This is a genomic window from Ruegeria sp. HKCCD7559 (genome assembly GCF_013110575.1).
In the GTDB taxonomy this organism is placed as follows: domain Bacteria; phylum Pseudomonadota; class Alphaproteobacteria; order Rhodobacterales; family Rhodobacteraceae; genus Ruegeria.
On the sequence record NZ_WVQU01000001.1, the window covers coordinates 331,537 to 355,816 of the forward strand.

Annotated in this window: 23 protein-coding genes; 14 read left to right on the forward strand and 9 right to left on the reverse strand. The window is 58.8% G+C overall.

Annotated features, from left to right (window positions below; genetic code table 11):
- Nucleotides 1-10: 10 nt before the first annotated feature.
- From GS605_RS01650 to GS605_RS01660, 3 genes are all read right to left on the reverse strand, one after another.
- Nucleotides 11-868 carry a bile acid:sodium symporter family protein gene (locus GS605_RS01650; RefSeq protein WP_171722870.1) on the reverse strand — a complete coding sequence of 286 codons (858 nt, stop codon included), beginning with the start codon at nt 866-868 and terminating at the stop codon, nt 11-13.
- A gap of 73 nt (nt 869-941) precedes the next feature.
- A complete protein-coding gene (locus GS605_RS01655; RefSeq protein ID WP_171722871.1) occupies nt 942-1,676 on the reverse strand; it encodes a glutamine amidotransferase in 735 nt (244 codons plus the stop codon).
- 16 nt (nt 1,677-1,692) lie between these two features.
- The gene (locus tag GS605_RS01660; RefSeq protein ID WP_171722872.1) at nt 1,693-3,465 is read right to left on the reverse strand and encodes an SLC13 family permease; all 1,773 of its coding nucleotides are present in this window, start codon (nt 3,463-3,465) and stop codon (nt 1,693-1,695) included.
- A gap of 110 nt (nt 3,466-3,575) precedes the next feature.
- Here GS605_RS01660 and GS605_RS01665 point away from each other — a divergent pair, with 110 nt between their 5' ends.
- Together GS605_RS01665 and GS605_RS01670 are read left to right on the forward strand one after the other, a co-directional pair.
- Nucleotides 3,576-4,316 carry a YebC/PmpR family DNA-binding transcriptional regulator gene (locus tag GS605_RS01665; protein ID WP_152458737.1) on the forward strand — a complete coding sequence of 247 codons (741 nt, stop codon included), beginning with the start codon at nt 3,576-3,578 and terminating at the stop codon, nt 4,314-4,316.
- Nucleotides 4,317-4,465: 149 nt separating this feature from the next.
- Complete coding sequence (locus GS605_RS01670) at nt 4,466-5,743, forward strand: permease (RefSeq protein ID WP_171722873.1); 1,278 nt, start codon at nt 4,466-4,468, stop codon at nt 5,741-5,743.
- Nucleotides 5,744-5,754: 11 nt separating this feature from the next.
- On the opposite strand, the gene GS605_RS01675 is transcribed toward GS605_RS01670, so the two are convergent.
- Both GS605_RS01675 and GS605_RS01680 read right to left on the reverse strand, forming a co-directional pair.
- On the reverse strand, nt 5,755-6,444 hold the full coding sequence (locus tag GS605_RS01675) for a nitroreductase family protein (protein ID WP_171722874.1): 690 nt from the start codon (nt 6,442-6,444) through the stop codon (nt 5,755-5,757).
- Between the two features lie 26 nt (nt 6,445-6,470).
- Entirely contained in the window at nt 6,471-7,364 is an 894-nt protein-coding gene (locus tag GS605_RS01680) for a LysR family transcriptional regulator ArgP (protein WP_171722875.1), read from the reverse strand.
- Between the two features lie 87 nt (nt 7,365-7,451).
- Between GS605_RS01680 and GS605_RS01685 the strand changes: the two genes are divergently transcribed.
- The 7 genes from GS605_RS01685 to GS605_RS01715 all read left to right on the forward strand — a co-directional run bounded on the left by GS605_RS01685 (nt 7,452) and on the right by GS605_RS01715 (nt 13,937).
- Nucleotides 7,452-8,051, forward strand: coding sequence for a LysE/ArgO family amino acid transporter (locus tag GS605_RS01685; protein WP_171114801.1), 600 nt, complete (start codon nt 7,452-7,454; stop codon nt 8,049-8,051).
- A gap of 40 nt (nt 8,052-8,091) precedes the next feature.
- On the forward strand, nt 8,092-9,000 hold the full coding sequence (locus tag GS605_RS01690) for a DMT family transporter (RefSeq protein WP_171227849.1): 909 nt from the start codon (nt 8,092-8,094) through the stop codon (nt 8,998-9,000).
- 87 nt (nt 9,001-9,087) lie between these two features.
- Complete coding sequence (gene betI / locus GS605_RS01695; RefSeq protein ID WP_171630867.1) at nt 9,088-9,660, forward strand: transcriptional regulator BetI; 573 nt, start codon at nt 9,088-9,090, stop codon at nt 9,658-9,660.
- Nucleotides 9,657-11,165 (forward strand): choline-sulfatase, encoded by a 1,509-nt coding sequence (gene betC / locus GS605_RS01700; RefSeq protein ID WP_171722876.1) that lies wholly within the window; start codon nt 9,657-9,659, stop codon nt 11,163-11,165. Before betI ends, betC begins: the two co-directional genes overlap by 4 nt.
- A 70-nt stretch (nt 11,166-11,235) precedes the next feature.
- Nucleotides 11,236-12,894 carry a choline dehydrogenase gene (gene betA / locus GS605_RS01705; protein ID WP_171722877.1) on the forward strand — a complete coding sequence of 553 codons (1,659 nt, stop codon included), beginning with the start codon at nt 11,236-11,238 and terminating at the stop codon, nt 12,892-12,894.
- Nucleotides 12,895-12,949: 55 nt separating this feature from the next.
- A complete protein-coding gene (locus GS605_RS01710; RefSeq protein ID WP_171722878.1) occupies nt 12,950-13,597 on the forward strand; it encodes a thermonuclease family protein in 648 nt (215 codons plus the stop codon).
- Nucleotides 13,598-13,697: 100 nt separating this feature from the next.
- Complete coding sequence (locus GS605_RS01715; RefSeq protein WP_152458727.1) at nt 13,698-13,937, forward strand: YdcH family protein; 240 nt, start codon at nt 13,698-13,700, stop codon at nt 13,935-13,937.
- Nucleotides 13,938-14,018: 81 nt separating this feature from the next.
- On the opposite strand, the gene GS605_RS01720 is transcribed toward GS605_RS01715, so the two are convergent.
- Together GS605_RS01720 and GS605_RS01725 are read right to left on the reverse strand one after the other, a co-directional pair.
- Nucleotides 14,019-15,419, reverse strand: a complete 1,401-nt coding sequence (locus tag GS605_RS01720) for a short-chain fatty acyl-CoA regulator family protein (RefSeq protein ID WP_152458726.1) — start codon at nt 15,417-15,419, stop codon at nt 14,019-14,021.
- Between the two features lie 63 nt (nt 15,420-15,482).
- On the reverse strand, nt 15,483-16,688 hold the full coding sequence (locus tag GS605_RS01725; RefSeq protein WP_171722879.1) for a multidrug effflux MFS transporter: 1,206 nt from the start codon (nt 16,686-16,688) through the stop codon (nt 15,483-15,485).
- A gap of 183 nt (nt 16,689-16,871) precedes the next feature.
- Between GS605_RS01725 and GS605_RS01730 the strand changes: the two genes are divergently transcribed.
- The 3 genes from GS605_RS01730 to GS605_RS01740 all read left to right on the forward strand — a co-directional run bounded on the left by GS605_RS01730 (nt 16,872) and on the right by GS605_RS01740 (nt 19,486).
- Nucleotides 16,872-18,404: an acyl-CoA carboxylase subunit beta gene (locus tag GS605_RS01730; RefSeq protein WP_171630880.1), complete on the forward strand. Its 1,533-nt coding sequence runs from the start codon at nt 16,872-16,874 to the stop codon at nt 18,402-18,404.
- A 109-nt stretch (nt 18,405-18,513) separates the two neighbouring features.
- Nucleotides 18,514-18,999 (forward strand): DUF6497 family protein, encoded by a 486-nt coding sequence (locus GS605_RS01735; RefSeq protein ID WP_171722880.1) that lies wholly within the window; start codon nt 18,514-18,516, stop codon nt 18,997-18,999.
- Nucleotides 19,000-19,132: 133 nt separating this feature from the next.
- On the forward strand, nt 19,133-19,486 hold the full coding sequence (locus GS605_RS01740; RefSeq protein ID WP_152458722.1) for a hypothetical protein: 354 nt from the start codon (nt 19,133-19,135) through the stop codon (nt 19,484-19,486).
- Between the two features lie 86 nt (nt 19,487-19,572).
- Here the strand turns inward: GS605_RS01740 and GS605_RS01745 are convergent, their stop codons facing one another.
- Nucleotides 19,573-20,724, reverse strand: coding sequence for a DcaP family trimeric outer membrane transporter (locus GS605_RS01745; RefSeq protein ID WP_171630886.1), 1,152 nt, complete (start codon nt 20,722-20,724; stop codon nt 19,573-19,575).
- Between the two features lie 650 nt (nt 20,725-21,374).
- Between GS605_RS01745 and GS605_RS01750 the strand changes: the two genes are divergently transcribed.
- Both GS605_RS01750 and GS605_RS01755 read left to right on the forward strand, forming a co-directional pair.
- The gene (locus GS605_RS01750) at nt 21,375-21,578 is read left to right on the forward strand and encodes a hypothetical protein (protein WP_152458720.1); all 204 of its coding nucleotides are present in this window, start codon (nt 21,375-21,377) and stop codon (nt 21,576-21,578) included.
- Between the two features lie 116 nt (nt 21,579-21,694).
- Nucleotides 21,695-23,743 (forward strand): acetyl/propionyl/methylcrotonyl-CoA carboxylase subunit alpha, encoded by a 2,049-nt coding sequence (locus GS605_RS01755; protein WP_171722881.1) that lies wholly within the window; start codon nt 21,695-21,697, stop codon nt 23,741-23,743.
- 76 nt (nt 23,744-23,819) lie between these two features.
- Here GS605_RS01755 and GS605_RS01760 read toward each other — a convergent pair whose 3' ends face one another.
- Nucleotides 23,820-24,266: a DUF4174 domain-containing protein gene (locus tag GS605_RS01760; RefSeq protein ID WP_171362466.1), complete on the reverse strand. Its 447-nt coding sequence runs from the start codon at nt 24,264-24,266 to the stop codon at nt 23,820-23,822.
- Between the last annotated feature and the right edge of the window lie 14 nt (nt 24,267-24,280).

Below are 24,280 nucleotides of genomic sequence, written 5' to 3' on the forward strand. Positions count from 1 at the left end.
AACGGTCCTTTCAGCGCCTGCGGAACCAGACAAGAAACGGCAGAACCACGGCGTACATCGTAATGCCATAAACTGCCGAGGGCAGGGCCAGCGGGCTGAACCCGCTTTCGGTATTCGTGATCAGCGCCGCCAGTGTAATGCCCAGCGTGGAGTTTTGAATTCCGGTTTCGATCGAGATCGTCTTGCACTCATTCCAGGACAGGTTTGATATCCGCGCCAGCCCGAGCCCGATGAACAGCAGGGCGATATTCAAAGAAATCAAACCTGCGCCCATGATGCCAAGATTGTCGACGAACAATTGCCAGTTCCCGGCCAGTGCCGCGGCAACGATCAGCACGAACAAAACGGTCGCGAGCGTCGACAATCCCGGCTCTACGCGGTTTGCAAACCCTGTTGCAAAGTTGCGAATTCCGACCCCGATGGCCACGGGCAGCGTTGTTATCAGAAACAATGCAACAGCCAGACCGGTGATCGAAACCTCGGGGGCTTCGTCGCCCATGAAGTGCCTGATCGACCACGCGGCCAGTATTGGCACGGTCACCATCGACAAAAGGCTGATCACGGCGGTCAGGCTGACCGAAAGCGCGACATCGGCTTTGGCGAGCTTGGAGAGGATGTTGCTGGTTACGCCGCCCGGGCAAAAACTGAGCAGCATGAAACCAACCGCGATCTCGGGGGGCAATGCAAAGATTTTGACCGTCACAAAGGCCGCGACTGGCAAGAGAACAATCTGGCTTGCCGCCCCGATGGCAAAGGCGCGTCGTCGGCTCAGGACACGACGGAAGTCTGCCACCTCCAGCCCGATGCCCAGAGACAACATGATAATGGCAAGCGACACCGGCAAGCCGACATTCAAAAGCAAATCCAAGGACAACTCCTCCCAAAGTTGCGTCAGATCAGCCTATGCGAGGGGGCAAGGCGCAGGCAACCGCGCCGTTGGGTCATTCGTATCGCCGAACGAACCGGCGCAGGATCTCGCCCGGCTGCGTGACATCGGCCGAATGGCAGTGGTCGATTAGTTTTTGCGCGTCTTCAGGCGGGAAATAGCCGTGGTTCTTGTAGATATTGATGCGCTGTTCAAAATCCCTGGCGTCGGCTTCTGGGTGGAACTGCGTGGCGTATACGTTCTGCCCCCAACGGATCATCTGGAACGGGCAGGGGTCTGACGCGACAAGGTGCACGCATCCCTCTGGCAGAGCCTGAACCGCTTCCTTGTGGCCAACGAAAGCGTCGAAGGTGGGTTCCAACCCGGCGGTCAACGGATCCTGCCGCCCCTCCGGGGTCAGGTGGCACGTGGATGGTCCGACGGGTTCGCCATACCGGGCCTTGCTGACGTCGCCGTCCAGGTAAGCCGCCAGAATGCCAAGGCCATAGCAGCAGCCCATGAATGGGTGATCCTGTGCGATGATCTGCGGCATCAATCCCATGATCGCAGCCTCGATCCGGGCATCCAGCGGGGATTTGGTCGCCGGGTCGTCACTGACGCATCCCGGTCCGCCGCCTACGATGACACCGGCATACTCCGTGACATCCAACCCTTCTGGCAGGTCGTCGCAATCCAAACGGATGCGATGCGTCTGTTCAGGAGACAACCCGCTCCGGTTCAGGATCGAGGCATATTCGGCGTCGGACGCATCTGTTTCGGGGCGCAGTTGCAGGATCAAAAAGGGTTTCATGCGCAGCCTTTACCGGTCACAGCGGCCAGAATACAAGAATGGCGGGAACAGAAACGGCTATGATCAGCACTTCCAGCGGCAATCCCATGCGCCAGTAATCTCCGAACCGATAGCCGCCGGGCCCCAGAACCAGTGTGTTGTTCTTGTGCCCGATGGGGGTCAGGAAGGCAGCCGAGGCCGCAACGGCCACGGTCATAAGGAACGGGTCGGGTGACACCTCGAGCGTGCGTGCCATCTGTATCCCGACCGGCGCGGCGACAATGGCGGTGGCGGTGTTGTTCAACACGTCCGACAAAGTCATCGTGACAACCATCAATACGGTCAGAATGGCCCAGGCGGGCAGACCATCGGTCAGCTGGATCAGGGCGTTTGCGATCAGTTCGGTACCGCCCGAGGTCTCCAAAGCGCTGCCCAGAGGGATCATGGACCCCAGCAGTACGACCACCGGCCATTCGATGTGATTGTAAATGTCGGTGATCGGCATGATCTTGGTCAGCACATAGGCAATCACGACCAGCCCCAAAGCAATGGGCAGATAGATCAACCCTACACTCGCGGCCAAAACAGCGGCGGCAAACAGACCGATGGCCAACCCTGCCTTGTCGTTTGCAGTAACGTTCAGCCCGCGTCCGGCAAGGGGCAGGCAACCCAGCCATTCCGTAACATCCGCAGCGCGGTCGCGGGGGCAGAGCAGCAGCAGGATATCGCCCGGTTCCACCTCGGTCTTGCGGACCTGTTGGGTGATCCTGCGCCCCTGGCGTGAGATGCCCATCAGAACGGTGCTTTGCCGCCAGGCCAGCCCAAGCCCTTGTGCCGTGCGACCTGTGATACGCGCGCTTTCCGGCACGACGACTTCGATCACTTCCAGCCCGTCACCCTCAGCCGTCAGCAATTCCTGCCGGCGCGTGTCCGAAAAGTCGAGATTGAGCGCCGCGCGAAACTCGTCCAGCGCTTCGGGTCGGGCTTCCAGAACCAGCGCGTCACCTTCTTGTAAAACAGCGTGCGCCGACCGGCCATAACGACGCTTGCCATCCCGGATTAATCCGATGATGGCCACGTCCGATTTCTCGGCCACCTCATAAAGCTCGCTGACCCGTTTGCCGATATGGGCGGATTCCGGGGGAACGGTCAGCTCGGCGATGTACTCGGCCAAGGTTTCCGATGTCTCGGCCTGCGGTCCGCGATTGGGGATCAGGCGCCAGCCTACCAGTGCGACAAAGGCAAGACCGGCGATCGCGGCCAGCCCACCGACCGGGGCAAAATCGAACATGTGAAACGGCTCGCCCAGTGTTTCGGCCCGGATCGACGCGATGATGATGTTCGGAGGTGTGCCGATCAGCGTCGCCATCCCCCCCAGAATAGTGGCGAAGCTCAGCGGCATCAGCGACAGGCCCACTGATCGTCCGGCCTTGCGTGCGGTCTGAATGTCCACGGGCATCAGCAGCGCCAGCGCCGCTACGTTGTTCATGAAGGCCGACAGAACCGCACCGATCCCACCCATCAGGGCGATATGCGCGCCCAGACCCCGCGAGGCATCCACCAGCGTGCGGGTGATCAGGAACACTGCTCCGGACCGGACCAAACCGGCAGAAACCACCAAAACCAGCGCCACGATGATGGTGGCCGGGTGTCCGAACCCGGCAAAGGCGTCATCCACCGGCACGACGCCCAGCACGACGCCGATCATCAGCGCGGCAAAGGCCACAAGGTCGTATCGAAACCGGCCCCACAGCAGCATTCCAAAGACTGTAATGAAAAGCGCAAAAAGAATGATCTGATCTGTCGTCATGCCGTCACCATACAAGCCAGTGATGTCGTCGCAAGCCGCTCTCTTGATCCTGCCCCCCGCAAACGTCTATATGAGCGCCGAACACGCAATCACGATGACGAGGACGCATTATGGCAGGCCACTCAAAATGGGCCAACATCCAGCACCGCAAGGGGCGTCAGGACGCCGCGCGGTCCAAACTGTTTTCCAAACTGTCGAAAGAGATCACCGTTGCCGCCAAGATGGGCGACCCCGATCCCGACAAGAACCCGCGCTTGCGTCTGGCCGTGAAAGAGGCCAAGTCGAACTCGGTTCCCAAGGATGTGATTGACCGCGCGATCAAAAAGTCCACCGCCGGTGAAGGCGACGATTACGAAGAAATCCGCTACGAGGGCTATGGCCCCAACGGCGTGGCCGTGATTGTTGAAACCATGACGGACAACCGCAACCGCACTGCGTCGACCGTGCGTTCGACCTTTTCCAAGAACGGCGGCAATCTGGGCGAGACGGGCTCGGTCGGGTTTATGTTTGAACGCAAGGGCGAAGTGATTTACCCGGCAACGGCGGGTGACGCAGACACCATTTTCGAAGCCGCTATCGAGGCCGGCGCGGAAGATGTCGAAAGTTCAGAGGATGGCCACATCATCTGGTGTGCGGATACGGATCTGAACGACGTTTCGAACGCGTTGGAAGCCGCGCTGGGTGAATCGGAATCCACCAAATTGGTCTGGAAGCCGACCACCACGACCGAGCTGGGTCTGGAAGACATGCAAAAGCTGATGAAGCTGGTGGACGCGCTGGAAGACGATGACGACGTGCAGCGTGTCACGACCAATTTCGAAGCCTCGGATGAGGTGATGGCACAGCTCTGAGTTGTTGCGGATCTTGACGGCGAAACCCGGCTCAACGGCCGGGTTTTTTCGTTTCCGGACAGTTTTGAAGAGTTGTTGGCTGAACCCTTCGAAACGCATAGGCTGGAAAAACCCGGAATTTCCGGGACAACACCACCGAAAGATCCGCGATGGATGCGACTGCTGAAAAGGCCAAGCGAAACGTGCCGGTTCTTGCTGGGCAGAGTATCGTGTCTCAGGTTGCGTGGACTCTGGGCAGCCCATCGGTGGTTTTGCCGTTTCTGGCCGTGTCATTCGAATTGCCGATGTTCGTGGCGGGCGCGCTGGTTTCGGTGCGAATGATTGGCAGCATGATTTCCGATTTCTTTCTGGCGCAATCCGTCGCGGCGAAATCGCAAAAGAAACGCGCCATTGCCCTGACCGAAGCGATCATCGGATCCTGTCTGGTTTTGGCGATGGTGGCCGCCGCGACCGGGATCGTTCCGTTGATCGCAGTGGTGTTCGTGGCGGTATTTTTCGTGATCGGTCTTGTGGACGAGGTTCAGAACCTGATGTTCACCGATCTGCTGGGCGATCATGTCCACTCGCGTTCGCGCATGGTCCTGCATTACCTGCAACTTGGGGGCGGAGGCTTGTGTGCCATCGGTCTTGCCATGCTGGTGCATCAGATCACCAGGGAAAACCCACCTTTTTCACGCCACTCAACCATGATCGGTGTATCGGTTGCGTTCTTCATGCTGTCAGGGCTTTTGATGCTGGCCATGACAGAGAATGCCCGCTCGGCGGAGTCGGCAAACAAGACCGGACCCACAGCAAAGCTGTCGTTCAAGGCCAATGCCCGGGGTATTCTGGGCATGTTCGAATACTCGTGGTTTCGGCGTTACATGGTCATGCGAATGCTCTTGGTGGCTGTTTCGCTCTCTGTCCCGTTCTTCGCGCTGATCGCGGCCGAGGCGCATCACAGCTCGGCCAAGGGACTGACTGCGATGATTGTTTCATCTGCTTCGGGCTATCTTGTGTCCGGGCCTTTGTGGCAGGTTGTAAACATGAAGTCTCATCGTGCCGTCATGGTGGTCGGGACACTGATGGTGGCCGCAACGGGCGGTGTTCTTCTGGCATTTCACGACTTGGGTATCGATCACGATGTGCATCTGCACGCGATCGCGCTGTTTGTCGTCACCGTTGCGGTGACCGGGATCAGCAGCGCACGCAAGCTCTATTTCCTGGACGTCGCGCCCAAGGAACAGCGCGTTCAGGGATCAGCCGCGATCAAGTCTTTTGCCCGTTTGTTGGCGGTGCTGCTTTCGGCGGCTCTGGCCGCGGTCGCCCATATGCACGAGGTTGCATTGGCCGTCGGGTTCATAGTCGCGGCCAGCCTGGTGGCCTGCGTGACATGCTATCTGACGATGTCGCCGGGCCGAAAGGACGCCTCTGGCACACAGGGCTGATGCGGCTCCGCCTAGAAAAAGGAAGAAATCTCGTCCAGGGGCTTTTTCAGCTTTGCAACGGACGGCACGGTCGCGGTTTCCGAGGGATGTCCAACTGCGATGATCATTGTCGGTTTCTCTGAAGCGGGCCGACCCAGCGCATCGGTCAGAAATCGCATCGGATTCGGGGTATGTGTCAATGTGCTGAGACCGGCGTGATGCAACGCCGCCAGCAGAAAGCCGGTGGCAATGTTCACACTTTCTGGCACATAGTAATTCTTGTACCGCGTCCCGTCTTCGAATTGCCCCCAGCGTTGGGCAAAGACCACGATCAGCCACGGGGCGATGGTCAGATGTTCCTTGACTGCGTTTGTCCCGATGGGTTCCAGAGCCTTGATCCATTCATCGCCCGCTGCTCCCGCGTAAAAGCGACGCTCTTCTTCCTCGGCTTCCTCGCGGATGCGCAGTTTCAGCTTGGGGTCCGAGATGGCAGCAAAATGCCAGGGCTGGTGGTTTGCACCTGACGGGGCCGTTCCCGCGGTGCGCAGGCAGGTTTCGATCACGTCACGAGCCACCGGGCGCGTGGAGAAGTCCCGAACGGTATGACGTCGCCGCATCTTTTCAAAAAAAGCCACTGCCGCGTCCTGCATGTCCGCATCACTGATCTCGCATCGGTCGGGCAGGGGAATGGGGTCATAACTGAGGGCGTCGCGCGAGAACATTGGTTCCTCCAATCGAATGAGTCTGACTATTTGCCTTGTGACGGTAGTAAAACCCGTTGCGCAGCATGCTGGACTGCCTGTGTAAGGGGTTTGAGCGCCGGGGCAAGAACCCGCCCGACCTGCCAGCTGAGCGCGATGTCCAGTGGCGCATCTGGAACGATCGGGCTCAGAAGTCCGCGCGCCATGGCGTCTTGCACAAGGGCTGCGGGGTTCATGCCCCAGCCAATTCCGGCGATTGCGGCATCAACGAACCCTTGCGAAGATGGCAGGAAGTGGAAAGGCGGTGACAGATGTTTGCCGGTGTGATGTGCGATCCACGCTTTTTGCAGACCGTCCTTCCTGTTGAAGACAAGGCAAGGCGCTTTGCTGAGGGTTTCCTCGGTCACGCCGTTCTTGAACCAGGTGTTGACAAATTCCGGGCTGGCGGTGGGCAGATACCTCAACACGCCCAGCTCAATCGCGTCGCAACCGCTCACGGTTTGTCCGCCGACAGTGACGGCGGCGCTGACCTCGCCGCGCCTCAGCCAGTCTGCAGAATGATCCTGATCGTCGATCACAAGGTCGAACAGCAGGTCGGGCACCCGCGCCATCGCGTCAATGAACCAGGTGGCCAGAATGTCGGCGGGTACCGCAACGCGAACCCTTGCGGACCCGGGTTCTTGTACCAGAGCCAACTCCCGTGCCAGCTGCGCCTCGAGCAGACCGACATCTTCAGCGTAACGTGCGATGCGCTGCCCGGCTGGCGTTCCGGTGCAAGGGGTTCCCCGATGGATGAGCGAGGCGCCCACGCGATCCTCCAGCGCTTTTATCCGCTGGGATATCGCCGAAGGGGTTACAGCCAGTTCCGCCGCCGCCGCATCAAAGCTGCCATGGCGTAGAATGGCTGACAAAGCGGCCAATTGGTGAGGATCCAGCAGCATTAGCAAAACTTATCTGAGGGCAACATCTTTAATTTGATAGATCGCATCGCGGCCAATAGTCAACGCAAAGGCAACGCAGGAGATACCATGCCTACATCCGTGATCGCCGGTTTCGCGCTGGGTTTCAGCCTGATCCTCGCCATCGGGGCGCAGAACGCCTTTATTCTGAGGCAGGGCCTGCGGCGCGAGCATGTGTTTTTTCTGTGCCTGACCTGCGCGGTGTCTGATGCCATCCTGATCGGAGCAGGCGTAGCAGGTTTTGGCACACTGGCACAGGCCGCACCCTGGTTCGAAACCGTGATGCGATACGGTGGGGCGGCATTCCTGACCTGGTATGGCTTGCGCAGTCTTCGGTCGTCCTGGCTGGGTGGTTCGGTGATGGAAATCGGCAATGGCAAGCGAACCAGCCTCAAGGCTGCGCTGCTGACGGTTTTCGCGTTCACCTGGCTGAATCCGCATGTATATCTGGATACGGTCGTGCTGATCGGCTCGATCTCGGCCCAATATGACGACCGGCTTGGTTTCGCCCTCGGCGCGATGACATCCAGCTTTGTATTCTTCTTTTCGCTTGGCTATGGGGCAAGCATCCTGTCGCCTGTTTTTGCGCGCCCCAGGGCGTGGCAGGTGCTGGACGCAGGGATTGGCGTGGTCATGTTGGGTATCGCGTTGAAACTTGTTACCATGTGAAGGGTTGTTCCCGGCCGGGTTTCGGTGTTCAACCTTGAACATGACTTCATCCACCGTATCGTCCCGTCCGCTTGCCGGCATGTTCTGGATGTTCGCCGCCGGCTTGTCCTTTGTTGTGATGACCGCGCTGGTGAAGTCGCTGGGCACATCGATGAATTCCATCCAGGCCGCCTTTCTGCGATATGTGCTGGGGTTGGTGTTTCTGTTGCCGGCCATGCGGTCGATCATGGCGACGCATCTGACCCCCCGCCTGCTGACGCTGTTCGGTCTGCGAGGCGTCGTGCATGCGGTTGCGGTCATGCTCTGGTTCTTTGCGATGACACAGATCCCACTGGCCGAAGTTACAGCCATGAATTACATGACTCCGGTTTACGTCACACTGGGGGCGGCCCTGTTTTTGGGCGAAAAGCTGGCCTTTCGCCGGATTGCTGCGATTTTGGTCGCTCTGGTTGGCGTCCTGATCATCCTGCGGCCCGGGTTTCGCGAAGTGTCATCAGGCCATCTGGCCATGCTGGGAACGGCCCTGACCCTTGGGGGGTCGTATTTATTGGCCAAGATTCTGGTGCGAGACGTACCGCCTGCCGTCGTTGTGGCACATCTGTCGATCTGGGTGACCATTGCCTTGATACCCTTTGCGATCGCCGTTTGGACGCAGCCAAGCCTGCGGGATATCGGGGTTCTTTTTCTGGTGGCCAGCTTTGCGACCGCCGGGCACTATTTCATGACCCTGGCGCTTCAGGCGGCGCCAGTGGCCGTCACGCAGCCGGTGACGTTTCTTCAGCTGATATGGGCCACGATCCTGGGCGCCGCGGTTTTCCATGAAAGCGTTGACGTGTGGGTTGTCGCGGGCGGCACGCTGATCCTTGCCGCCGTGAGCTTTATATCGTGGCGCGAATTCGTGTTGAACCGCAAGGACTTGACGCCTCCGAGTATTGCGCCGAAGCTGTAACGACATCGCTCTCTGATTTTTCATTAATTGACGAGTCAATAAAAACCCCCTAGCGTGGTCCCGTGACGCCTGCTCAAGGGGAGAACGATGCCAAAAGTCGGAATGGAGCCAATCCGCCGGGATGCGATTGTTCGCGCGACAATCGCTGAGCTGGGCGTGAAGAAATCCCTTGATGTAACCGTCAGTCAGATTGCCAAACGTGCGGGCATGTCCAGCGCGCTTGCGCATCACTATTTCGGCGGCAAGGATCAGATCTTTCTGGCCGCCATGCGCCGGATCCTGTCGGACTTCGGCGAAGAAGCAAGGGGCGAGCTGAAAGCGGCTACGCCGGACCAAAGGGCGCAGGCGATCGTCAGGGCGTGTTTTGCGCCTTCTTGTTTCACACCCGATGTGATCGCGGCATGGATGACCTTCTATGTGCTGGCTCAGACAAATGATGATGCCCTGCGCCTGTGGCAGATCTATCAGGCCCGCATCAAATCCAATCTGACCCACGCCCTGCGGCACAAGTTGGCTGACCCGCAGGAGGCGGCCGAGAACATGGTTGCCCTGATTGACGGTCTGTACATCCGCGCCGCACTCAGCGCCCCTGAAGAACCGCAACTGGCCGTGAACCACGCGATGCGTGTGCTCAACACTCTGCTCGAGGCTGAAAAATGACAAAACCGAACATTCTGATCCTGATGGTGGATCAGCTCAACGGGACTCTCTTTCCAGACGGTCCCGCTGATTGGCTTCACGCTCCGAACCTGAAGAAACTGGCAGAACGGTCAACCCGGTTTGCCAACGCTTACACGGCGTCGCCCTTGTGCGCGCCCGGGCGGGCCAGCTTCATGTCCGGTCAATTGCCGTCGCGCACCGGCGTCTATGACAACGCGGCCGAGTTTCGCAGCGATATCCCCACATACGCACATCACCTGCGCCGCGCGGGCTATTACACCTGCCTGTCGGGCAAGATGCATTTCGTCGGCCCCGATCAGCTGCACGGGTTCGAAGACCGCTTGACCACCGACATCTACCCGGCCGATTTCGGCTGGACCCCGGATTACCGCAAGCCGGGTGAACGCATCGACTGGTGGTATCACAACATGGGGTCCGTCACCGGCGCGGGTATTGCCGAGATTTCCAACCAGATGGAATATGATGACGAGGTCGCCTACAACGCCAAGGCCAAGCTTTATGATCTGGCACGCGGCAAGGATGATCGCCCGTGGTGCGTAACCGTCAGCTTCACCCATCCGCATGATCCCTATGTCGCCCGGCGCAAATACTGGGACCTTTACGAGGATTGCGCGCATCTGCTGCCCGAAATCGCTGATATCGGCTATGACAACCAGGATCCTCACGCCAAGCGGATCTTCGATGCCAACGACTGGCGTAGCTTCGACATCACCGAGGAAGACATTCGCAAGTCGCGCCGCGCCTATTTCGCCAATATTTCCTATCTGGACGACAAGATAGGCGAAATCCTCGAAGTGCTGGAAACCACCCGGCAAGAGGCGATCATCCTTTTCGTTTCGGATCACGGGGACATGTTGGGTGAACGCGGGCTGTGGTTCAAGATGAACTTCTACGAAGGTTCGGCGCGAGTGCCGCTTATGATCGCGTCGCCTGATCTGCCCGCCGGCCGGATTGATGCTCCGGTGTCAACAATTGACGTAACGCCGACCCTAGGGGCGCTGGCCGGCGTAGACATGGCCGAGATTGCCCCCTGGACCGATGGCGAAAACCTCGTGCCGTTGGCACTGGGCGAGGAACGAACCACACCGGTAGCCATGGAATACGCGGCCGAGGCATCCTACGCGCCGCTGGTCTCGTTGCGATATGGCAAGTGGAAATACAACCGCTGTGCGCTGGACCCTGATCAGTTGTTTGATCTTGAGGCCGACCCGCACGAACTGAACAATCTGGCAGACAGCCCCGAACACGCAGGTACGCTGCAAACACTGCGTGCCAAATCCGAGGCCCGTTGGGATCTGGATCGCTTCGACGCCGAAGTCCGTGCCAGCCAGGCGCGGCGTTGGGTTGTGTACGAAGCGCTGCGGCAGGGCGGATACTACCCGTGGGACTATCAGCCGCTGCAAAAAGCGTCGGAACGCTACATGCGCAATCACATGGATCTGAACATCGTCGAGGAAAACGCCCGGTTCCCACGCGGCGAATAACCTCTTCATCTTTTCGAAAATACTCCCGCCGGAGGCATCCAACCTTCTCGGCGGGGCAGGAGTTGTGGAAATGGAAGCAGATTTTGTCATCGTCGGCGCAGGGTCCGCAGGCTGCGCAATGGCATATCGTCTGAGCGAGGCCGGGGCCTCGGTTCTGGTGATCGAACACGGCGGCACCGATATGGGGCCGTTCATTCAGATGCCGGCGGCGCTGAGCTATCCGATGAACATGTCGCGCTATGACTGGGGCTATCAGTCCGAGCCCGAGCCGCACCTGAACAACCGCCGCCTGGCCTGTCCGCGCGGCAAGGTGATCGGCGGGTCGTCCTCGATCAATGGCATGGTCTATGTTCGCGGCCACGCGCGCGATTTCGATACCTGGGCCGAGATGGGGGCTGACGGTTGGTCTTACGCGGATGTTTTGCCTTATTACAAACGGATGGAAACCTGGCACGACGGCGGCCACGGGGGCGATCCGGCATGGCGCGGCACTGACGGTCCGCTGCACGTGTCGCGCGGCCCGCGCGAGAACCCGTTGTTTCAGGCCTTTGTGGATGCCGGTCAGCAGGCCGGTTACGAAGTCACGGGCGACTACAACGGTGAAAAGCAGGAAGGCTTTGGCCCGATGGAGCAGACCGTCTGGAAAGGGCGGCGCTGGTCTGCGGCGAATGCCTATCTGAAACCTGCGCTCAAGCGCGACAATTGCGATATCGTGCGCGGTCTTGCGTCTCGGGTTGTCATGGAAAACGGCCGCGCCACTGGGGTCGAACTGATCCGTGGCGGCAGGAAAGAGGTCATCAAGGCCCGGCGCGAAGTTGTTCTGGCGGCATCGTCGATCAATTCGCCCAAGCTGCTGATGTTGTCCGGTATCGGCCCAGCGGCGCATCTGGCCGAGCATGGGATCGACGTCGTGGCGGATCGCCCGGGGGTTGGTGCTAACCTACAGGACCATCTAGAGCTGTATATCCAACAGGCGTCGCTGCAACCGATCACGCTCTACAAGCACTGGAACCTGTTCAGCAAGGGCCTGATCGGGGCGCAATGGCTGTTTACCAAAACGGGACTGGGCGCATCGAACCAGTTCGAAAGCGCTGCGTTCATCCGGTCGAAGCCGGGCGTGGAATACCCCGACATTCAATACCACTTCCTGCCGATAGCGGTGCGCTATGATGGGCAGGCCGCTGCCGAGGGGCACGGGTTCCAGGCGCATGTCGGCCCGATGCGGTCCCCGTCACGCGGGGCGGTCACATTGCGCTCTGCCCAAGCCGCAGATGCGCCGGTGATCAAGTTCAACTACATGAGCCATGAAAAGGATTGGGAGGATTTCCGCACCTGTATCCGGCTGACCCGCGAAATCTTTGGGCAAGCCGCCTTCAAGCCCTTTGCGGGCAAGGAAATTCAGCCCGGTTCCGCTGTCAAAACGGATGAAGAGCTGAACGCCTTTATCGCGGAGCATGCGGAAAGCGCCTATCACCCCTGCGGTACGTGTCGGATGGGGCGCGCGGATGACAAGAATGCGGTAGTCGACCCCCAAGGCCGTGTCATCGGCGTGGACGGGTTGCGCGTTGCGGACAGTTCAATCTTTCCGCAGATCACCAACGGCAACCTCAATGCGCCGTCTATCATGGTGGGTGAAAAAGTGTCGGATTCGCTATTGGGCAAAGATCCGTTGCCGAAGGCCAATGATCGTCCGTGGATTCACCCCAACTGGGCAACCGCTCAACGTTAACCTTTCCAAACGGCCCCCGGTTGAATGCGCGTGAAATACCGCGCATATCGGGGGCATGTTAAGGATTTGTTTAACCTTTGTTCTTCTGCTGCCAGGTCTGACCCATGCCGCAGAGCACCTTGCGGGTCGGGTTCACGTAATCGATGCGGACACCTGGAATGTCGGTGGTGTTCGGGTGCGGCTGCACGGTATCGATGCGCCCGAACTGGATCAGACCTGTCAGGATTCCGACGGATCAAGCTGGCCGTGCGGGGCGTGGGCCACTCATATGGTTCAGAAGCAGTTTCAGGGACGGATGACCACATGTGTCCCGGTGGATCGGGATCGCTACGGTCGCATCGTTGCTCGGTGCAGCGTGGAGCGCGAAGACGTCGCCACCCAGATTGTAGAGCAGGGCTTGGCCTTTGCGTACCGCAAGTATTCGGACACGTATGCAGGCGCCGAGCGGGTTGCGAAGACTGGAAGCAGGGGATTGCACAAAACTCAGATTCAGGTGCCTTGGGTGCACAGGGCGCGCAAGAAACCGAAATCCTCTGATGTATGCATTATTAAAGGAAATGTTTCGTCAAAGGGCGAAAGGATCTTTCACGAACCGGGCCAGAGGTACTATTCCAAGACCCGGATCAGCGCAGCCAAGGGCGAGCGATGGTTTTGCTCTGCTGCCGAAGCACGTGCAGCGGGTTGGCGTGCTGCGCGACGCTGAATTCTGAATTTTTACTGTATGAAATTGATCCGCGTCAAAGTGGGCGGCGCGTCACGCTTCTACCACTGATATGCAACGACATATTAAGGAGCGAACAGACATGTCCCACACCCCGCATGAACTGGCCGAAGAGTTTCCGGACAAGGTTGAACTGATGAGCCAGCTCAAGCAAACGGACGCGCATTTTGCCCGTCTGGCTGATGAGTATCACGAGGTCAATCGCGTTGTGCATCGGGCTGAAACCAACGTCGAACCCATGGAAGACCTGGCCGAAGTTGATTTGCGCAAGAAGCGGGCAGCGCTGAAAGACGAAATCTGGGCGATTTTGTCCAAGGCCTGAACATTATGGCCGGGGGATACTGTCCCTGTCCTTTCCCGGCCCCGGTCGGGGCTCCCCCGGTTAATTTCTGGCCATACGAACTCAGGTGACTTCGTATGGCAGGGTGCCGCGCGTATGGGTGTCGATGCTGAGCCGACGTTCCAGCGGCGGGACCGAGCGCTGATGGCAGTTTTGCCGCTCGCAGATGCGGCAGGAAATGCCGATGGGCTCGTAAGCGCTGGCGTTGTTTATGTCGAGGTTGTCGGCATACACGAGCGCCGGGGCGTGGCGTACCTCGCACCCCAGCGCAATTGCGTACCGCCTGACCGGTGCGCCGAATGAACCACCTGATTTCGACACATCCCGAGCCAGCGAGATATAACGCACACCATCCGGCGTTTCTGCCAGTTGCCGAAGGAAATGGCCCGGCGTTTCAAAGGCCCGATGCACGTTCCAAAGGGGGCAAGCGCCACCAAACCGTGCAAATTGCAGACGCGTGGCCGAGTGCCGTTTCGTGATTGTTCCGGCCTGATCCACGCGGACAAAAAAGAACGGGATACCTTTTGCACCGGGGCGTTGCAGCGTCGACAGTCTATGCGCAACCTGCTCAATCGATGCGCCGAACCGGTTGCTGAGCAGCTCCAGATCGTGGCGCTCTTCCTGAGCGGCGGTCAGGAATGCGGAATAGGGCATCAAGGAAGCGCCGGCGAAATAATTGGCGAGGCCGATCTTGGCGATGGACCGTGCCTCTTCGCTTTGGAACTTGGCAAAATCCAGTGTCGCTTCCAGCAGCTTGTCCTGACTGATCAATGCGACCTGCAACAGCAGTTGAAACACTTGCGTTTGCGGAGTCGAGCGGGAGGAAAGGCGCAGGATTTTGCTTTCAGCGTCATAGGTGCGCAAAGGGGCGATGTCAGAGAACATCACTTGAATGCCGCGCTCAGTCAGGCTGTTCAAAGCCGCCTGCCGGATACTGCCCGGGTTTTCCGCGCGATTGGCGAACAGCTCTGCCGCCCGGTCCACGGCGTCGATATAGTTGTCGCAATAGTGGAAGAAGTCCCGCACCTCTTCCCAAGGGCTGGCCTGCATTCGGGCGTCTTCCCGCCCCAAAGCTTCGTCCAGTGACGCGAGGCGTTCATGCGTTTGCCGGTAGGTTTTGTGCAGCTCGATAAATGCGCGGGCCAATGCCGGGGCGTTTGATGCCGTCAGGCGTAAATCGGCAAGTGGCGGCAGAATATCCGCAAAAACCGGGTCGGCCAAAGCTTCGCGCATGTCCGACACCAGTCGCTCGCTGTCGCCGGTGCTGAGCTCGGTGACATCCATGCCGAATTCTTGTGCCAGAGCCAACACAACCGTGGTAGAGATCGGCCGGTTGTTGTTCTCCATCTGGTTCAGATATGGGAGTGAAACACCCAGTTTCGCCGCGAATTCGCGTTGTGTCAGGGCCAGTCGCGTGCGCATTTCACGCAGTTTCGCGCCGGCATAGAGCTTTTGGGTGGCCATGAGGTACCTTTGCAAGTTTTCTATTTTGGAAGACTAACTTTGCAAAGTTTTCGGGGCAAGTGGTCACAGCCCCAATTGACGCTCTCGCCGAATGACGGATCCAATTGCGAAAATCGCCAGAACTGCGGAGGTGAGCATCAGCCAGAGCAACGGCATGGCTCCGGTTTCCCGGGTCAGCAGGGTGCCTGCCAGCGCGCTCAGGCCCGCGCCGCCCCCCAGCATGATTGCGCCGCTCAGCCCCGAGGCGGTTGCGGCCAGATGCGGACGAACAGACAATGCGCCGGAAGTGGCATTGGGAATGGCCATGCCGTTTCCGACGCCCACAAAGGTCATCAAGCTGAAAAAGCTGAGTGCGGTGCCCAGACCTGTGAGGAACAAGGATGCTGAAAGCGCGACACCCAAAGCGTTCAGCAGGCTGCCCCACAGCACCATCCGGTTGATGCCAATCTGCATGGAAAAACGACCGCTCAGAAAGTTGCCAACAAAATAACCGACTGCCGGTGCACCGAAATATATGCCGACCTGTGCCGCGCTTAGTCCGAACAGTTCGGTTCCAATAAAGGGCGCGCCACCGAGATAGGCAAAGAAGGTGCCCGAAGACAACGCGCAGGACAGTGAATAGCCCCAGAACCGTGGCGAGGTCAGAAGTTCAGGGTATTCCTTGAACTGCTGAACAAGGGTCTTGCCGCTTTTCGCTGACGTTTCGCCAAAATCCGCAAAGGTCAAGGCAAGCGTCAATCCACCCAGGGCGAAAGGCAGCCAGAAATTCGCTTTCCAGCCAAAGCTTTCCTCCAGCAGCCCGCCGATCGCCGGGCCGATCATCGGGACCACGGCCATACCCATTGTCACATATCCGATCATCGATGCCGCCTGATCCTGATCGTACATATCCCTTACCGCGGCCCGGCTGAGAACCATGCCGACAACCACGACCGCCTGGCACATTCTGAACGCCAGAAAGATTTCAACGTTGGGGGCATAGATGCATCCAAGCGTGGCCAGCAGGAACAAGCCGATCCCCCACAGCAGAACTGGCCTGCGACCTGCCTTGTCGGCGAGCGGCCCAATCAGGATTTGCAGAACGGCATTGACCAGAAGATACAGCGCGATCGACAGCTGCATGACCTTGTAATCGGCGCCAAAATACGCGGCCATGTTCGGCAGGCTCGGCAGAAACAGGTTCATGCTCAGCGCAGACAAGCCCGCGAGCAATACCAGTGTCGCCAATGTGGGTGGTGTGCGGCGAACCGCGCGAGAGCTGAACTGCATGGTTCACATGTATAGTCATGGAATTTGGGATTGCCAGCAATCCAGCGATCTCAATAAGAGACTTTGCAAGTTTACAGTTATCCAGATTGTTGTTGCTGAATATTTGCAAATTTGCCGAAAAGGGCTTTGGATGAGAGGCGCAAAGGGGTAGGGTCCCGGCAAATTTTACAGGGGATAATCGTCATGAAAGACATCCTTTCCGAGTTGGAAAACCGCCGCAACGACGCACGACTGGGCGGCGGGCAGAGGCGGATTGATGCCCAGCATGCGCGCGGAAAACTGACGGCGCGAGAGCGGATCGAGTTGTTGCTGGATGAGGGCAGCTTTGAAGAATTCGACATGTTCGTCAGTCATCGATGCACCGAATTCGGAATGGAAAAACAAAAACCTGCAGGTGATGGCGTTGTCACCGGCTGGGGTACCATCAACGGCCGCATGGTCTATGTGTTCAGCCAGGACTTTACGGTCTTTGGTGGGTCGCTGTCCGAGACGCATGCCCAGAAGATCTGCAAGATCATGGATATGGCGGTGCAAAACGGAGCACCAATTGTCGGAATCAACGATTCGGGCGGTGCGCGAATCCAGGAAGGCGTGGCTTCGCTGGCCGGGTATGCCGAAGTGTTTCAGCGCAACATCACGGCCTCGGGTGTGGTTCCGCAGATCAGCGTAATCATGGGCCCATGTGCCGGCGGTGCGGTTTACAGCCCCGCGATGACTGACTTCATTTTTATGGTCAAGGACTCGTCTTACATGTTCGTGACGGGCCCCGACGTGGTCAAAACTGTTACCAACGAGGTTGTAACGGCTGAAGAACTGGGTGGCGCCTCGACCCACACCAAGAAGTCCTCGGTCGCCGACGCCGCGTTCGAAAACGATGTGGAAGCATTGGCAGAAGTGCGCCGTCTGGTGGATTTCCTGCCGCTCAACAACCGCGAAAAACCTCCGGTGCGCCCGTTCTTTGATGACCCTCACCGGATCGAGGATTCGCTGGACACTCTGGTTCCGGACAATCCGAACACGCCCTACGACATGAAGGAACTCATCACCAAAATAGCCGATGAAGGCGATTTCTACGAAATTCAGGAAGATTTCGCCAAGAACATCATCACCGGCTTTATCCGGCTGGAAGGTCAGACCGTAGGTGTGGTGGCGAACCAGCCGATGGTTTTGGCGGGATGTCTGGATATCGACAGTTCGCGCAAGGCGGCGCGGTTCGTGCGGTTCTGCGACTGTTTCGAAATTCCGATCCTGACGCTTGTCGATGTTCCGGGCTTTCTGCCGGGCACACAGCAGGAATATAGCGGCGTGATCAAGCACGGCGCAAAGCTGCTTTATGCATATGGCGAGGCGACCGTGCCCAAGGTCACGGTGATCACGCGCAAGGCGTATGGCGGTGCCTATGTGGTTATGGCGTCCAAACACCTGCGCGGCGATTTCAACTATGCTTGGCCGACTGCCGAAATCGCGGTGATGGGTGCCAAGGGTGCAACCGAGATCATTCACCGGGCAGATCTGCATGATGCGGAAAAGACCGCACAGCATGTCGCCGATTATGAAGATCGGTTTGCAAACCCCTTTGTCGCCGCCGAACGCGGGTTCGTCGACGAAGTCATCATGCCGCATTCGACCCGCCGGCGCGTGTCCAGAGCCTTTGCCAGTTTGCGCGGCAAACAGCTTAAGAACCCATGGAAAAAGCACGACAATATTCCGCTTTGACCCATTCGGGGCGGCGTTGTCCGCCCCGGTTGTTGGCACCGGTAGTCCGATTCTGAGCAGGAAATGCTCAAAATTGCGGCGGAATTGACAAAAAGCGACAAATAGTTGAATGATCCGACCCGTCAGACATAGAACCGCGCAGGCCAAAAGCACTGCGCGCGCGATCCCGGAAGGAGGAGCCTGCCTTCGGTGGGTCCGGGATCGTGCCATATGTCTGGTATTGTGCGCGCTAGGCGCTCCTATTTTTGCCCAGACAGACAGTTCGTTGCCGGTACCGTCCGGTCAGCCCGTGCATCTGAGCGATGTCCTGCTGGACAACAACCCCGGTGAGCTTTGGGTGCGCTTTCGATTTGTCGCCCCGAAGATCGGAGCATCAGTGGGACGGATCGGCTATGATGTGGCGTCCAGGGATATGGAGCATCTGTGCCAGGTTCTTGCCGTTCCTTATGTGGCTCTGCACGAATTGCAGCCATCCAGAGTTGTCATTTCCCTGTCTGATCGCCCGGTGGAATTCGGCGACACCGCTCCGGACGCGACACAGTATTTTGAAGCCTACCGGCTGGAGCAGTCCCGGTGTATCTGGGAAGGGCTTTGACCATGAACTCACGCTGTCATGACGTCAAAGCTTCTCAGACCAACGGTGCGGCTTTGGAGGTGCGCAACATGATCCCATCCAAGTTCGGGTTCGAACTATTTTTGACTGCAAAACAAAGCTGTGGAGTGTCGCCATGCTGAAACATCGCGGGTTTCCAGGGCGTCTTTCAGGCACCGATTTTCAGTTCACTATTCGCCGCGCCAATCCCAAGGGTGTGACGCCGCTGACGCGGCGGGAACGGTTCCGGGATCGCAAACCGGCGGACAAACGTGCCGATGCCGCCTTCATGGAGGCCCTTTGGGCGCATTTCGGCGATCAGCCGTTCGAGAGGGGCAACCTGGATGCCGGACGTCTCAGCTGGCTTTTTGGGCGCGAAGTCATCCCGGCGGAAGATCCTTTTGATCCGGCCAGCTATGACGCGATGCTGGTGATCGATGTGGACGCCGCCCGTGCGTCCTTTCCCGACGTAATCGACGGGACAGGCTGATCGTGATCCAGGCCGCCGCATATCAGCCCTTCAAGACCGGTTTCGGGATGACCCTGCCCGAAACCGGGCAGGATCCGTGTGCGGCGTCAGAAGTTCAACTGAGCGGCCAGCTGAACGCGGCTTCCGTCAAAGGTTCTGCCGGTCGGCGCGTCGTTCCGTTCGCCATAGATGTACTCGGCGCTGAGTGTCAGATCCTCGGTTGCCTTGTAAAATGCGTTGACGTGGATCGTTTCCAGTTCGGTAAACGACAGGGTTCCGGTCGAGGTCGGCAGGTCATAGTCTTCTTTGCCGTATGCAATGCCAACATTCCATTTCGGGCTCAGATCCTGCCGGAATTCGATGGTGTATCCATCCACGTCATTGGCCTGGCCGTTCACGATGGGATCACCAAGGCCGATCAGGTACGGGCCGAGTGCCTCGCCGTTCACATAGTTGACCTGGAACAGACCGCCCTGCCATGGGCGAACCGAGCCGGATATCGTGAACCCGGTCTGATCAACTTCGACATTGCCGGATTCCGCCTTGCCATAAAGGCCGGACACACGTGCGACATAAGTCCCGTCATTGTATTCGGCGGATGCGGTCAAAACCGGATCGTCCGAGTTCGAACCGCCGACATTCTCTTCGATCGAAACGGCGAAGGACGTGTTCGTTCCGAAAGAGTTGGTATAGCGAACCTGCGGTACCCGTGCGAAAGGGATACCAACGGGGCCGTTGAATTCCACCGAGGTCGGGTAGGTGTCCAGCGGCATGAAGTTGGTCCAGGTCTGTCCGATCAGCCAGTTGTCACCGATGGTGATATTGGCGTGCCGTATACGCAATTCGGCCGTTCCGCCGGAACCGAACAGATCCAGTTCCAATTGTCCGCCGATATCGCCGATACCGCTTGGGGTGGTGGTGCGCAGACCGATCCGCGATTGGCGGACGGTGGCACCAAATGTACCATCGGTCGCGGCCGACGGTTCCCCGATGACATTCACGAACGCCGTGTCGCCCTGATCGAACTCGAAATCGTAGAAGAAGTCGGCCTTTACATAGCCATAAACGTCCAGAACGGTGTTACCGATGCGGAAGTCACCGTTGGCAGGGCTGGCACTGGCGGATTCCAGCGCCTCGACCCGGGCGCGCAAGGCGTCAAGTTCGGCTTGGGTTTGGGCATCCTGAGCAAAGGCAAGCGTGCTGGTCACACAAAGCGCAGAGGCAGCAAGCAGGAGTGCCTTTTTTCTAGTCTTCGTCATGTGGGTGTTCCTTTGAGTGCGAGTGTGCACAAGGACCGTTTCACGAGGTGCAAACCTTGGGAAATCACGAGAATGGGAAGTGAAGGCTTTGATTTTTCAAGTAAATGTGTGTTTTTTACTGCGCTGAAACACGACGTCTTGAGCCGCTTGGATAACGCATTGGCGCAAGGCGGTTCTGTATGTCCAACGCTGACCGAGAGTCGTGATGCTGCAACCGCGAAACGCGCGGGAAGCGGCTTGATCTGTCACGAAACTGTGACGGTAAAGCGGCCTCAAACGCCCGAGCAGTATCGAACCGGAATAGGCGCGAAGTTGCGCGGCATTTCCGGGTGTGGGCAGATTCCAGCCGAAATCCCGATTGGAAACAATACTGTGTTTGCCGGCAATATTGTGCTGTGCAAACTGGATGAGCCGTGCGGCTCTATTTTGCCTGCGCCGCACATGCACCTACTATTCCGTACCCCTTCCTTGCGCGGGCAGGCTTGTGTTCCCCACATAGTCCTGTCCGCGTTTTTCTTTTTGCCTGTCACGGACAAAAAGAGGCAAAATCCCGCACAAAAATCGCCGGCGCGTCCGTTGATATTGAATAACAGGGTGTGTTTCGCGCATCTGACCCGAAAAGGACCAAGAAACCAAAAAGGGCAGATACTATGCGATTCTCACGCTTCATCCTTGTTGCGACGACCTGCGCGGGTCTGGCCGCCTGCGGAGACACCACGGGCGAACAGGCAATCCTCGGCGGAGGTGCCGGGGCAGTGGGGGCGGCCGTCCTCAACGCGGACCCGTTGTTTGGCGCAGCAGTCGGCGCGGCGGGCAACGTGCTGTACTGCAAGACACAGAACACCTGTAACTAACGCATATTTTGCGGGGCGCATGTCGTCCCGCCCGTCATCGCGCATCACGCCGTCGTGGGGATTGTTCCCTGCGGCGGCGTTTTGCGTTTCCAGAACACCAAGCCAAAGGACGTTCCATGTTCAATAAGATCCTGATCGCCAACCGGGGCGAGATCGCCTGCCGGGTTATCAAGACCGCCCGCAAGATGGGTATCGGCACCGTCGCCATTTTCTCAGACGCGGACAAGAACGCGCTGCATGTGTCGATGGCGGACGAAGCCATCCATATCGGCCCGCCACCTGCAAACCAGTCCTATATCGTTATCGACAAGGTGATGGACGCCATCCGCCAGAGCGGCGCGCAGGCGGTCCATCCCGGTTATGGTTTCCTGTCCGAAAACGCCAAGTTTGCCGAGGCGCTGGAAGCCGAAGGTGTGGGTTTCGTCGGTCCTCCGAAAGGCGCGATCGAGGCGATGGGCGACAAGATCACCTCGAAGAAAATCGCGCAGGACGCGAATGTGTCGACGGTTCCCGGATATATGGGGCTGATCGAAGACGCGGAAGAGGCGGTCAAAATCTCGAACGAGATCGGCTATCCTGTCATGATCAAGGCCAGCGCCGGCGGCGGCGGCAAGGGCATGCGGATCGCGTGGAATGACGACGAGGCGCGCGAGGGCTTTCAGTCGTCAAAGAACGAAGCCGCAAGCTCGTTCGGGGATGATCGGATCTTCATCGAGAAATTCGTGACCCAACCGCGCCACATCGAAATTCAGGTTCTGTGCGACAGTCATGGAAACGGCATCTACCTTGGCGAGCGCGAATGCTCGATCCAGCGCCGGAACCAGAAAGTCGTGGAAGAGGCGCCGTCGCCGTTTCTGGACGAAGCGACGCGCAAAGCCATGGGGGAACAGGCGGTGGCCCTGGCCAAGGCCGTGGGCTATTCCAGCGCGGGAACGGTAGAGTTCATCGTTGACGGTGAAAAGAACTTCTATTTCCTGGAAATGAACACGCGTTTGCAGGTTGAACACCCTGTCACCGAACTGATCACCGGCGTTGATCTGGTCGAACAGATGATCCGCGTAGCAGCGGGTGAAAAGCTGTCGATCACGCAGGACGACGTGACACTGACCGGATGGGCGATCGAAAACCGCCTGTACGCCGAGGATCCGTATCGCGGCTTCCTGCCCTCGATTGGCCGTCTGACCCGGTATCGCCCGCCGCAGGAGACGGCAGCCGGACCGATGCTGGCCAACGGCAAATGGCAGGGGGATGCGCCCGAAGGCGATGTTGCTGTTCGAAATGACACCGGCGTCTATGAGGGCGGTGAGATCAGCATGTATTACGACCCGATGATTGCCAAACTGTGTACCTGGGCTCCGACCCGTGATCAGGCGATCGAGGCGATGCGCGTGGCGCTGGACAGTTTCGAGGTTGAAGGCATTGGCCACAACCTGCCGTTCCTGTCCGCCGTGATGGATCATCCGAAATTCATCAGCGGCGATATGACCACGGCCTTCATCGCCGAGGAATACCCCGACGGGTTCGAGGGCGTCGAACTGGCCGAGGCAGACCTGCGCCGGATTGCAGCGTCCTGTGCAGCCATGCATCGCGTCGCAGAAATTCGCCGGACCCGCGTGTCGGGCCGGATGGATAATCACGAACGCAAGGTCGGCACCGATTGGGTTGTTTCCTTCGGGCGCGAGATCCAGTGGCCCGTCAAGGTTAACGCGGATCAGGACGGGGCCACGATTAGGTTTGACGACGGTCAGGAAATGCGGGTGACGGGTGATTGGACACCGGGTGATCAACTTGCCGTCATGACGGTCGATGAAGCGCCGCTGGTCATGAAGGTGGGCAAGATCTCGGGCGGGTTCCGCATCCGTAACCGCGGCGCGGATCTCAAGGTGCAGATACGAACCCCGCGTCAGGCCGAACTGGCGCGGCTGATGCCTGAAAAACTGCCGCCGGACACTTCGAAAATGCTGCTGTGCCCGATGCCCGGCCTGGTCGTGAAGATCGACGTCGAAGTGGGGCAGGAGGTGCAGGAAGGTCAAGCGCTGTGCACCATCGAGGCGATGAAGATGGAAAACATCCTGCGCGCCGAGAAGAAGGGCATCGTTGCCAAGATCAATGCAGGCCCCGGCGACAGTCTCGCCGTGGACGAAGTGATCATCGAGTTCGAGTGATCATGACCGCGCTTTTGCCATACCCGTCAAAGCCTCCGGCATTCTGTGCCGGGGCCTTTCGGGGTGGCGAAAGCGGTCAGCCGCCTTCGCGCCGATCGCGGATTTCGCGTTCGCGCAGGGGGGTCTTGTCGATGGATCGGCCAATCTCGCGCACGCTCCACGGAGAAGGTTTGCGCAGTTTGACCACGCCGTCCTTGTCGACGAATACCATCTGGAACCCGCGCGGGCGCAGCTGTGACCGGATCGGAGACCGCGCCGATGGGTCGGTGTCGGTCAGAACCACCACGTCACGCTCACGCATTGCGGCTTCGCCCTCGACCAGCATGTCGATCTGTTGCTGGAACCGCGGGTCCGCCGGCGTGTCGGCAAAGACTACGATAGGTCGGTTGACCCAAAGAAACTCGCTGAGTTCGCTGTCACCCACCGGGCGGACAAAACTGTCATCCGTCGTCGCCGTGCCATCCGCCGCCCAGACAGACATCGGGATTAGTGCCAAGAAAACAAAGGCAAGCGTGCGTGTCATGTGGCCTCCTGTTC

Bases quoted from the DNA above. Each gene is read 5' to 3' on its own strand.
- GS605_RS01670 (WP_171722873.1), top strand. From the start codon at position 4,466: ATGGATGCGACTGCTGAAAAGGCCAAGCGAAACGTGCCGGTTCTTGCT.
- GS605_RS01690 (WP_171227849.1), top strand. From the start codon at position 8,092: ATGACTTCATCCACCGTATCGTCCCGTCCGCTTGCCGGCATGTTCTGG.
- GS605_RS01655 (WP_171722871.1), bottom strand. From the start codon at position 1,676: ATGAAACCCTTTTTGATCCTGCAACTGCGCCCCGAAACAGATGCGTCC.
- GS605_RS01680 (WP_171722875.1), bottom strand. From the start codon at position 7,364: ATGCTGCTGGATCCTCACCAATTGGCCGCTTTGTCAGCCATTCTACGC.
- GS605_RS01715 (WP_152458727.1), top strand. From the start codon at position 13,698: ATGTCCCACACCCCGCATGAACTGGCCGAAGAGTTTCCGGACAAGGTT.
- GS605_RS01735 (WP_171722880.1), top strand. From the start codon at position 18,514: ATGATCCGACCCGTCAGACATAGAACCGCGCAGGCCAAAAGCACTGCG.
- GS605_RS01685 (WP_171114801.1), top strand. From the start codon at position 7,452: ATGCCTACATCCGTGATCGCCGGTTTCGCGCTGGGTTTCAGCCTGATC.
- GS605_RS01675 (WP_171722874.1), bottom strand. From the start codon at position 6,444: ATGTTCTCGCGCGACGCCCTCAGTTATGACCCCATTCCCCTGCCCGAC.
- GS605_RS01710 (WP_171722878.1), top strand. From the start codon at position 12,950: ATGTTAAGGATTTGTTTAACCTTTGTTCTTCTGCTGCCAGGTCTGACC.
- GS605_RS01760 (WP_171362466.1), bottom strand. From the start codon at position 24,266: ATGACACGCACGCTTGCCTTTGTTTTCTTGGCACTAATCCCGATGTCT.
- GS605_RS01720 (WP_152458726.1), bottom strand. From the start codon at position 15,419: ATGGCCACCCAAAAGCTCTATGCCGGCGCGAAACTGCGTGAAATGCGC.
- GS605_RS01730 (WP_171630880.1), top strand. From the start codon at position 16,872: ATGAAAGACATCCTTTCCGAGTTGGAAAACCGCCGCAACGACGCACGA.
- GS605_RS01750 (WP_152458720.1), top strand. From the start codon at position 21,375: ATGCGATTCTCACGCTTCATCCTTGTTGCGACGACCTGCGCGGGTCTG.
- GS605_RS01755 (WP_171722881.1), top strand. From the start codon at position 21,695: ATGTTCAATAAGATCCTGATCGCCAACCGGGGCGAGATCGCCTGCCGG.
- betC (WP_171722876.1), top strand. From the start codon at position 9,657: ATGACAAAACCGAACATTCTGATCCTGATGGTGGATCAGCTCAACGGG.
- GS605_RS01725 (WP_171722879.1), bottom strand. From the start codon at position 16,688: ATGCAGTTCAGCTCTCGCGCGGTTCGCCGCACACCACCCACATTGGCG.
- GS605_RS01740 (WP_152458722.1), top strand. From the start codon at position 19,133: ATGCTGAAACATCGCGGGTTTCCAGGGCGTCTTTCAGGCACCGATTTT.
- GS605_RS01665 (WP_152458737.1), top strand. From the start codon at position 3,576: ATGGCAGGCCACTCAAAATGGGCCAACATCCAGCACCGCAAGGGGCGT.
- betI (WP_171630867.1), top strand. From the start codon at position 9,088: ATGCCAAAAGTCGGAATGGAGCCAATCCGCCGGGATGCGATTGTTCGC.
- betA (WP_171722877.1), top strand. From the start codon at position 11,236: ATGGAAGCAGATTTTGTCATCGTCGGCGCAGGGTCCGCAGGCTGCGCA.
- GS605_RS01745 (WP_171630886.1), bottom strand. From the start codon at position 20,724: ATGACGAAGACTAGAAAAAAGGCACTCCTGCTTGCTGCCTCTGCGCTT.
- GS605_RS01660 (WP_171722872.1), bottom strand. From the start codon at position 3,465: ATGACGACAGATCAGATCATTCTTTTTGCGCTTTTCATTACAGTCTTT.